Origin of the sequence: Amycolatopsis pithecellobii, from assembly GCF_009707865.1 — a bacterium.
Lineage (GTDB): Bacteria > Actinomycetota > Actinomycetes > Mycobacteriales > Pseudonocardiaceae > Amycolatopsis_E > Amycolatopsis_E pithecellobii.
On sequence record NZ_WMBA01000017.1, the window covers coordinates 104,121 to 113,740 of the forward strand.

At 71.1% G+C, this 9,620-nt stretch carries 6 protein-coding genes; 5 read left to right on the plus strand and 1 reads right to left on the minus strand.

The window, feature by feature from the left end:
• Window positions 1-52: 52 nt before the first annotated feature.
• The 5 genes from GKO32_RS14040 (at window position 53) to GKO32_RS14060 (ending at window position 8,534) form a co-directional block, all read left to right on the plus strand.
• Window positions 53-3,226 carry an ATP-dependent helicase gene (locus GKO32_RS14040; RefSeq protein ID WP_376765957.1) on the plus strand — a complete coding sequence of 1,058 codons (3,174 nt, stop codon included), beginning with the start codon at window positions 53-55 and terminating at the stop codon, window positions 3,224-3,226.
• On the plus strand, window positions 3,223-6,417 hold the full coding sequence (locus tag GKO32_RS14045) for an ATP-dependent helicase (protein WP_154757271.1): 3,195 nt from the start codon (window positions 3,223-3,225) through the stop codon (window positions 6,415-6,417). The genes GKO32_RS14040 and GKO32_RS14045 overlap by 4 nt, the downstream gene beginning before the upstream one ends.
• Before the next feature lie 52 nt (window positions 6,418-6,469).
• Entirely contained in the window at window positions 6,470-6,910 is a 441-nt protein-coding gene (locus GKO32_RS14050; protein WP_154757272.1) for a nitroreductase/quinone reductase family protein, read from the plus strand.
• 125 nt (window positions 6,911-7,035) lie between these two features.
• On the plus strand, window positions 7,036-8,037 hold the full coding sequence (locus tag GKO32_RS14055; RefSeq protein ID WP_154757307.1) for a potassium channel family protein: 1,002 nt from the start codon (window positions 7,036-7,038) through the stop codon (window positions 8,035-8,037).
• Window positions 8,038-8,093: 56 nt separating this feature from the next.
• Window positions 8,094-8,534 carry a hypothetical protein gene (locus GKO32_RS14060; protein WP_312867902.1) on the plus strand — a complete coding sequence of 147 codons (441 nt, stop codon included), beginning with the start codon at window positions 8,094-8,096 and terminating at the stop codon, window positions 8,532-8,534.
• Here the strand turns inward: GKO32_RS14060 and GKO32_RS14065 are convergent.
• Entirely contained in the window at window positions 8,531-9,463 is a 933-nt protein-coding gene (locus GKO32_RS14065) for a neutral zinc metallopeptidase (RefSeq protein WP_154757273.1), read from the minus strand. The two genes, GKO32_RS14060 and GKO32_RS14065, sit on opposite strands and share 4 nt — an antisense overlap.
• Window positions 9,464-9,620: the final 157 nt, after the last annotated feature.

Below are 9,620 nucleotides of genomic sequence, written 5' to 3' on the forward strand. Positions count from 1 at the left end.
TCTGTGCGGGGCGGGTCACGATTTTGTCGGACCCTCATGATTCCATCGACCCGTGAACACGCGTGGCACGGTGACGCGGCGGGCGCGGCTGATCCGCCGCCCCGCCGAACCGGTGCGCCCGCAGCACTGGGATCCCGCTGCGCGCGCGCTCATCGAACGTCCCGGCGGGTTCGCGCGGATCCTCGGCGGGCCGGGCACGGGCAAGACGTCGCTGCTCGCCAGCGCCGCGGCCGCCCGGATCGACGCCGGGGTGGATCCCGAGCAGGTGCTGGTCCTCACCACGTCCCGCCGCGCGGCGGACGCGCTGCGGGCGGACATCACACGTCGCGGCACGTCGGGCGCGCACGGCCGCACGATCCGCGAGCCCATCGTCCGCACGGTGCACTCGTATGCGTTCGCGCTGCTTCGCCTGCAGGCCGGCGCGCGTGGCCTGCCACCACCCCGGTTGCTGTCCAGTCCGGAGCAGGATGTCGTGGTCCGCGAGCTGCTTGCCGGTGATCTCGAAGCCGGCGCGGAGAACTGGTCCGATGAGCTGCGGCCCGCGTTGCCCGTGCCCGGGTTCGCCGAGGAGCTGCGGGATCTGCTCCTGCGCGCGGCCGAACGCGGGCTCGGCCCGGAGGATCTGGTCAAGCTCGGCAGGCGCACGGACCGGCCGCCGTGGGTCGCGGCCGGCGAGTTCTGGAGCCAGTACGAGGAGGTCACGATCCTGCAGGGGGCCGGTGGTGCCCCGGCGCTCGACGCGGCCGAGCTGGTCGCCGGCGCGCTCGTCGAGATGGAGGGTGATCCAGACCTGCTGACCCGTGAGCAGGCCCGGATCCGGCACGTGTTCGTCGACGACGCGCAGCATCTCGACCCGCTGCAGTTCCGGCTGATCCGGCTGCTGGGCTCGGCGGCGGCGGATTTCGTGCTCGCCGGTGATCCGGATCAGGCGGTGTTTTCCTTCCGTGGCGCCGATCCCACGCTGCTCGCCGATGCGGATCCCAGCGGCGAGCGCACGGTGACGCTGACCCGTGCGCACCGGATGAGCGCCGAGGTGCACGCGGCGGTGACCAGGTTTGCGCGCACCCTGCCCGGCGCGAACGCCCATCGCCGGCCGCGGCCGGTGCCGGACGCCGAGCCCGGCGCGGTGAAGGTCCGCCTGCTGCCCACCCCGTCCGCCGAGGCGAGCTGGATCGCCGACCAGTTGCGCCGCGCGCATCTCACCGACGACGTCCCGTGGTCGCGAATGGCGGTGCTGGTGCGCTCGCCGAGCCGGTCTTTCCCCGTGCTGCAACGGGCTTTGCGCGCGGCCGGAGTGCCGATCGCGTCCGCCGCGGAGGAGCTGCCGCTGGCGAAACAGCCCGCCGTGCGCCCCCTGCTGGCGATCCTGCGCGTCGCGGACGATCCCGAAGTGCTCGACGTCGATCTCGCCGAGATGCTGCTGTCGTCGTCGCTCGGTGGCGCGGATCCGCTGGCGCTGCGGCGGATGCGGCGTGGTCTGCGCCGCCTCGAGCTGGCGAGCGGCGGCCAGCGCTCCAGTGACGAGCTGCTGCTGGAAGTGTTGTGGGACAATGACAAACTCGGCGCGCTCGCGGCGGCCGAGGCCGCCCCGATTCGGCGGGTCGGCGCGCTGATCGAGGTGACGGCGGCGGCGATCCGCCGTGGCGCACCGGTCGAGCAGGTGCTGTGGGAGTTGTGGAAGGAGAGCGGGCTGCAGCCACGGCTGGTGCGGCAGTCCGCGCGCGGCGGCACGCTCGGTTCGCAGGCGGACCGGGACCTCGACGCGATCGTCGCGCTGTTCCACGCGGCCGGGCACTACGTGGACAGGCTGCCGAAGGCGAGCGTCGCGGCCTTCGCGGATTACCTGTCGTCGCAGAACATCGCCGGGGACAGCCTGGCCCCGGTGGCCGCGCGCGGCGAGGGGGTGTCCCTGCTGACGGCGCATGGCGCGGCGGGTCGCGAGTGGACGGTGGTCGCCATCGCCGCGGTCCAGGAGGGCAGCTGGCCGGATCTGCGGTTGCGCGGTTCCCTTCTGGGGGTGGAAAGGCTCGTCGACCTGTTGTCCGGTGTGGACGGTGACTCGGTGTCCGCGACGGCGCCGATCCTGGCCGAGGAGCGTCGCCTGTTCTACCTGGCGGCCAGCCGGGCGCGGGACACGTTGCTGGTCAGCGCGGTCGCCGGAGAGGACGAGCAGCCGTCCCGCTTCATCGACGACATCGAGCCGAACAGCGCCGACGAGTCCGGTGTGGACTCTCGCATGAAGCCGCCGGGGCGGTCGCTCGTGCTGGCCGAACTGGTCGGTGAACTGCGCAAGGCGGTGTGTGACAAGCGAACCGAGCCCGAGCGGCGAAAGCGTGCCGCGCGCCAGCTCGCGCGGCTGGCCGAGGCCGGGGTGCCGGGTGCGCACCCGGACTCCTGGTACGGGGTGCCCGAGATGTCCTCGGAGAAACCGTTGTACGGCACCGGTGACGTCGTGCGCATCTCACCGTCCACAGTGGATACCCTGCACAAGTGCCCGTTACGCTGGCTTGTCGAGCGGCATGGCGGCAGTGACCCGGCGCAACTCGCGGCGGTCACCGGCACCCTGGTGCACGGTCTGGCGCAGGCCGCCGCGAGCGGAATGGACCAGGAGCAGCTGCGTGCAGCGCTCGACGAGGCGTGGGCGAAGATCGACGCCGGCGCGCCGTGGTTCTCCCGGCGTGAGCGCGGCCGGGTCGAGCAGATGGTGCGCAACTTCCTGGCCTGGCTGGAAACCAGCCGTGGTGAGCTGGAGCAGCTGGGGATCGAGCAGGACATCGAGGTGGAACTGCCGCTGGGGGAGGACGGCCTGCTGGTCCGGCTGCGTGGCCGGGTCGACAGGCTGGAGTCGGACAAGGACGGGCGGCCGGTCATCGTCGACCTCAAGACCGGCAAGAACGCGGTCACCGCGGCGGATGCCGAGCTGCACCCGCAGCTGGCCGCGTATCAGCTTTCCGTGCTACTGGGCGCGTTCGGCGAGGGGAAGCAGCCGGGCGGGGCGAAGCTGGTGTACCTCGCGAAGTCGAACACCAAAACCGGTGCCACGCAACGAGAACAGCCTCCGATGGACGGCGAGGGCGGCAGGCGCTGGCTGGAACTGGTGCGCGAGCTCGCCGTGTCCGCGTCCGGCCCTGGGTACCAGGCCAGCGAGAACAGCGACTGCGATCGCTGTCCCGCCAAGGGTTCCTGCCCGCTGCGGCCGGAGGGACGGCAGGTGACCGGGGGATGACCGTCAGCCCGGCCGAGGTCGCTGTCGCGCTCGGCCTGCATCCGCCGACCCCCGAACAGGCCGCGGTGATCGCCGCGCCCATCGAACCCGCGCTCGTCGTCGCGGGCGCGGGCGCGGGAAAGACCGAGACGATGGCCGCGCGGGTCGTCTGGCTGGTGGCGAACGGGGTCGTCACCCCGGAACGCGTGCTCGGCCTGACGTTCACCCGCAAGGCGGCGCGTCAGCTCGCCGAACGGGTACGGGCCCGGCTGCGGCGCCTCGCCGGTTCCGGCCTGCTGGACCGGGTCGATCCCGGTGGCGCGCGCCGCGCCGCCGTGCTCGCCGGTGAGCCGACGGTCCTGACCTACCACGCCTACGCCGGCCGGCTGCTGTCCGAGCACGGGCTGCGGCTGCCCGTGCAACCCGGCGTGCGGTTGCTGTCGGAGACCTCGTCGTGGCAGCTCGCGCACCGCGTGGTGTCCACATGGGACGATGATCTCGACACCGACCGGGTGCCGGCGTCGGTCACGGCGCAGCTGCTCGCGCTCGCCGGTGAGCTGGGCGAACATCTGGTGACCGAACAGCAGCTCGCCGAGTACAGCACCTGGCTGTGCGAGGTGATCGAGACCGCGCCGCGCGCCAAGGGGCAGCGCGCGGCCCTGCCCAATGCGCTCGCGGAAATCGCTGCGGCACAACGGTTCCGGCTCGCGCTCATCCCGCTCGTCGAGGGCTACCACCGGCGCAAACGGGCCGAGGGTGCGCTGGACTTCGCGGACCAGATGTCGCTGGCCGCGCAGCTGGCCACCAGCCATCCCGAAGTCGCGCGCGGCGAGCGGGACCGCTACGGGGCGGTGCTGCTGGACGAGTACCAGGACACCGGGCACGCGCAGCGGGTGCTGCTGCGCGCCTTGTTCGGCGGGGTGGAGCATCCTCCGTTGCCGGTCACCGCGGTCGGTGACCCGGCGCAGGCCATCTACGGCTGGCGGGGCGCGAGCGCGGCCAACCTCCCGCGGTTCACCACGGACTTCCCCCGGTCCGACAACGGAAAGCTCGTGCCGGCGCGGGAATACGGTCTGCTCACCAGCTTCCGCAACCCGCCGGGGGTGCTCGTCCTCGCCAACGGCATCGCCGAACCGCTGCGTGCCCGCGGTCTCGGCGTGGCACGGCTGCGCGCCAGGGAAGACGCCGGACCGGCGGACCTGGAATGCGCGCTGCTGCCCGATATCCGCGCGGAACGCGAGTGGATCGCCGACGCGCTCGCGCGCCGCTGGTACGCGCACGTGGAGGCGACCGGATCGCCGCCGACCGCGGCCGTGCTGGTGCGGCGGCGTGCGGACATGGCGCCGATCGCGGCAGAACTGCGGGCGCGGGGCCTACCGGTCGAGGTCGTCGGGCTGGGCGGTCTGCTCGACGAACCCGAGGTCGCCGACCTGTTCGCGACCCTGCGCGTGCTGGCGGATCCGCTCGCCGGTACCGCGGCGGCCCGGCTGCTGACCGGCGCGCGCTGGCGGCTCGCGGCGTCGGATCTCGCGACGTTGTGGCGGCGTGCCAACGAGATCGCCGCACCTGAGTCCACTGTGGACGAATTGTTCACCGAACGTGCCGAGCAGACCGGGCTTGTCGACGCGCTCGACGATCCGGGCGGCCCGGCGCGCTACTCCGAGGAGGGCTACCAGCGGATCCGGCGGCTGGCCGACGAGCTGACGAGGCTGCGTGCGCGGCTCGACCAGTCGCTTCCCGAGCTGGTGGCCGATGTGGAACGCACGATGTTGCTCGATGTCGAGTCGCTCGCCCGGCCGGGTGGCGCGGGGCGGGCGCATCTCGACGCGTTCGCGGATGTCGTCTCGGATTTCGCCGAAACCGCACCGGACGCCACGCTGATGTCCTTTGTGGACTATCTGCTGACCGCGGCGCACGCCGAGGACGGGTTGACGCCCGGCGAGGTCGACGTCCTGCCGGACCGGGTGCAGGTGCTCACCGTGCATTCCGCCAAGGGGCTGGAATGGCAGGTCGTCGCCGTACCACATCTGGTGCGCGACGTGTTCCCGAACCGGCGGCGGTCCTCATCGTGGCTGCGCACGGCGACGTCGCTGCCGGCGCATTTGCGGGGTGATGCGCAGGATCTGCCGAAGCTGCGGGTGTCGATGGGCATGGACCGCAAGGAGATCGCCGAGGCCTTCGACATCCACGAGCAGAGCTTCGCCGAACGTGAGGCCGAGGAGGAGCGGCGGCTGTGTTACGTCGCGCTCACCCGATCCGAGCACGCCTTGATCACCTCGGGGCACTGGTGGAACGAGACGAGCGCACGCCCGAAGGGCCCGTCGGACTTCCTCGTCGAGATCTCGGCGCTCGGCGGTTCGTCCACCTGGGCCGATGAGCCCGCGGAAGACGACGAGAACCCGCTGGTCACCCAGACCCGGACGGCGCGGTGGCCGGTGGACCCGCTCGGCGCCAGACGGTCCGCGGTCGCCGAGGGGGCGGAAATGGTGCTGGCCGCGCTGGAATCCGGCGAGTCCGCGGACGAGGAGGAAGACGATCCGGACGGCTGGATCGCCGACACCGACATCCTGCTCGCCGAGCGCGCGGCTGCCGCCGGGGCCGGCGAGCATGTCACGTTGCCGGGGCACCTGTCGGTGAGCCAACTCGTCGAGCTCGCCTCCGACCCTGGGGCGCTGGCCCGGCGATTGCGCAGGCCGGTTCCCTTACCGCCCAACACTTTCGCCCGCCGCGGCACCGCTTTTCACGGCTGGCTCGAGCGGCGGTTCTCGGGTGAGCGGCTACTGGAGATCGACGATCTGCCTGGTGCGGCGGACGAGGCCGCCGCCCCCGACGAGGCGCTCGACGAGCTGCGCGCGGCGTTCGAGGCGAGCAGTTGGGCGATGCGCACCCCGCACGAGGTGGAGGTCCCGTTCTCCACCGAGATCGACGGGGTGCTGGTGCGGGGCCGGATGGACGCGGTGTTCGCCGACCCCGACGGCGGCTGGACGGTCGTCGACTGGAAGACGGGCGCGGTACCGGAACCGTCCCGCCTCGGCGCGCTCTCGGTGCAGCTCGCGGCGTACCGGCTGGCCTGGGCTTCGCTGTCGGGCACGCCGCTGGCCAACGTACGTGCGGCGTTCCACTACGTCCGCGATGACCACACCCTGCGCCCAGTGGACCTGTTGGACGCCGACGGCTTGCAGGCCCTGTTGCGGAGCCTGCCGGAAAACTGAGGAGGTGCACGACAACCTGCTGCGATCCCCGTCCGCGCAGTACGGTCGGAGCATGTCCATCCCGCATGACATCAAGGCCTACAACCGGGCGGTCATCCAGGAGTTCCGGGCGCACAACGGCGTGCTGAGCGACGAACGGCTCCAGCGGGGCAAGCTGATCCTGCTGACGACCGTCGGCGCGAAAACCGGGCGGGAACACACGGTCCCGCTGGGCGATTTCAGCGACGACGACAGCCGGGTCGTGCTGTGGGCCTCGGCGATCGGCGCGCCGAAGCATCCCGCGTGGTACCTGAACCTGGCCAAGAACCCGGCCGTGGTGGTGGAACGCGTCGGCGCCGACGGGCAGGTCGAGCGGTTGGAAGCCACCGCCACCACCGCGACCGGTGCCGAGCGCCAACAGATCCTCGCCCGGCTCGGCCAGACCCACCCGCAGGTCGTCGCCCACCAAGACCAGACAGAGCGCGAGATCCCGGTCGTCGTGATCACCTGGTGACCTAGGAACGTTCAGGCCAACGGCACAGATAAACGGGCCGCTGAACCCCGCGGACGGCCACACCGTGGTTTACGATCCGCCGCGTGCGTGACCTGGATCCAGCGGACCTCGTCGGTGTCATCCGGATGCCGGAGCCGTCGATCAGCCCGCTGCGGTCGATCGGCAAACGGGTACTCGGCGCGTTGCTCGCCCTCGTCGCGACCGTGCTGATCGTGTACGCCGACCGTGACGGCTACCGCGACGTCAACGGGGACGGGCTGTCGCTGTTGGACGCCTTCTACTACTCGACGGTCTCGCTGTCGACCACGGGGTACGGCGACATCACTCCGGTCAGCGCGACCGCGCGGCTGGTCAACGTCCTGATCATCACGCCGTTGCGCGTGCTGTTTTTGATCGTGCTGGTCGGGACGACATTGGAAGTACTGACGGAACGATCGCGGCAGGCGTTACGCATCCGGAAGTGGAGGTCCAAGGTGCGAGACCACGTGGTGGTCGTCGGTTTCGGCACGAAGGGGCGGGCGTCGGTCAAGACGCTGCTCGGCGACGAGAACCTCGAACCGAACCGCATCGTCGTGGTCGACACCGACCAGCAGGCGCTGGACGCGGCGACCGCACTCGGCCTGGTCACCGTGCACGGGTCGGCGACCCGCTCCGACGTGCTGCGGGTGGCGGGCGTGCAGCGGGCGCGAGCCGTCGTGGTTGCGACGAACCGTGACGACTCGGCCGTGCTGGCGACGCTGACCGCCCGCGAGATGGCGCCGAAGGCCCATATCGTCGCGTCGGTCCGTGAAGCCGAGAACGTGCACCTGCTCAAACAGTCCGGCGCGAACCAGGTCGTGGTCTCCAGTGAGACCGCGGGCCGGCTGCTCGGCATGGCCACCTCGACACCCGTCGTGGTCGACATGGTCGAGGATCTGCTGACTCCCGAATCAGGGCTGGCGATCGCCGAGCGTCCGATCGAGCCGTCCGAAGAGGGCGGTTCACCGCGGCATCTGAGTGACATCGTGCTCGGCGTCGTCCGCGACGGGCGGCTGTACCGCGTCGACTCGCCGCAGGCCGACGCGCTCGAACCGGGGGACAGGCTGCTGTATGTGCGGAAAGTGACCCCGGCCGACCACAACGAGTGACAAATCCGGGCGCACTCTCGCTGTGCATCCCCGGATTCATCTGGAACCATTGTGTCGTGCGGTTGCGCTGGCAGAGTCTGGCGATCCCGGTGCTCGCCGGGATCGTGATCGTTTTTCTCGCGTGGTCGGCAGGCCCGGGTCTGCTGGGCTCGGTCTCCTCCGGGGGCGGCACCGTCACGGAGGCCACCGTGACCACGCCCGCCGCCTGTTCCGACCCGAACCCCACCGAGACCGTGGAATTCTCCTCCGGCGGGCAGACCCGCACCGGCTCACTCGACGCCTGCGGGCACGACAAGAACAACCGCGTCGAGATCACCGTGCCCGCCCAGGCCGGTGCCGGGCCGGTCGCCGTGCACCTCGCCGATGTCGTGGTGGGACACAGTGACCTGCGGCGTCCGGTCGGCCTCGCGCTGCTCGCGTTGAGCTGCCTGGGCGGTGGCGCGTACGCGTTCCTCGTCCAGCGCGGCGGCCGTCGCGCGCCCGCGCTCGCGAGCTAGGAGACCTCCGAAGCCGGTGCGGAGAAGGTGTTGCACTGTGCGATCCGGTTGAACTGCGCGCCTTTGCGCCACCATGCCGCATAGTGGACGTTCGTCCCGTGATCATGGCTGCCGGACGTGTTGTCCCCGCGGGTGTCCTGGTCACGCCAGGCCTTTTCGTACATGTCCCGCGTCACCGAGCCACCACGGTCGACCACCGCGCCCAGGAACATGCCGGAGAAACACTGCGCCTGCAGTTCCTTGCGCCGCGACAGGTCCAGCCCCGCGGGGGTGACCTGCCCGACCTGGTAGATCCGCTGCCACACCGCGTCCATGATCCCGGCGATCTCCTGCACGTGGTGGCCGTACTCGTGCGCGATCAACGCCAGGTAGACGCCGGGATTGTCGCCGTACTGGTCGATTTGCAGCCCGCGGTACGGCACGTACAGGTTGTTGTCGCAGTAGTACGCCGCCGTCGCGACGCTGACCCCGATCGTGCCGCAGGCGGTGTCGAACCTCGCGCCGTCGGGGAAATGCAGCGACGGCGGGATGAACGGCAGGTCGTAGGCGCGCAGGAACGGACCCCACGCCTTGTCGAGACACTGTTCCGCGGCGGTGAAGAACGCCTCGACCGCCGCCTCGTCACGGCGCCATTGCGGCAGATCGCAGGCGATGTTCGGCAAACTCGCGTCCCGGTCCTGAAGAATGGGATGGTCGGCCAGCGCGAGCACCTTCTGCCCGGAAACCGCGCCCGGACCGGCGTTGCCGCTGTCCGGTTTGGTGGGTGCGGACGTGTCGCCGGAGGCCCCGCCTGAGCCGCCGAGGTTGCTCACCACGACGAACACCGCGAGCCCGGCCAGCAGCACGGCGACCGTGCTGAGGCTGAAGGCCATGAGCGCGGACGAGTACCGCGAGCTGCGATGCCTTCGGCGTGGTGGCGGGGTCGTCATCGCCGGTCAGCATAGCCAGCGCGCGCAGATCACGACTCGACGCCGGCGACGCGCCCGACATGGTCGGCGGGCGCGCGCTCTGCGAGAGTGGGCGCGTACAGACGAAGGAGAATCCTCGATGAGTGACAACGGGGGCTGGACCAGCCCAGACCAGCGA

Excerpts from the sequence above, each read along its gene's own strand:
- GKO32_RS14050 (WP_154757272.1), top strand. The coding sequence starts at position 6,470 with ATGTCCATCCCGCATGACATCAAGGCCTACAACCGGGCGGTCATCCAG.
- GKO32_RS14055 (WP_154757307.1), top strand. The coding sequence starts at position 7,036 with ATGCCGGAGCCGTCGATCAGCCCGCTGCGGTCGATCGGCAAACGGGTA.
- GKO32_RS14065 (WP_154757273.1), bottom strand. The coding sequence starts at position 9,463 with ATGACGACCCCGCCACCACGCCGAAGGCATCGCAGCTCGCGGTACTCG.
- GKO32_RS14045 (WP_154757271.1), top strand. The coding sequence starts at position 3,223 with ATGACCGTCAGCCCGGCCGAGGTCGCTGTCGCGCTCGGCCTGCATCCG.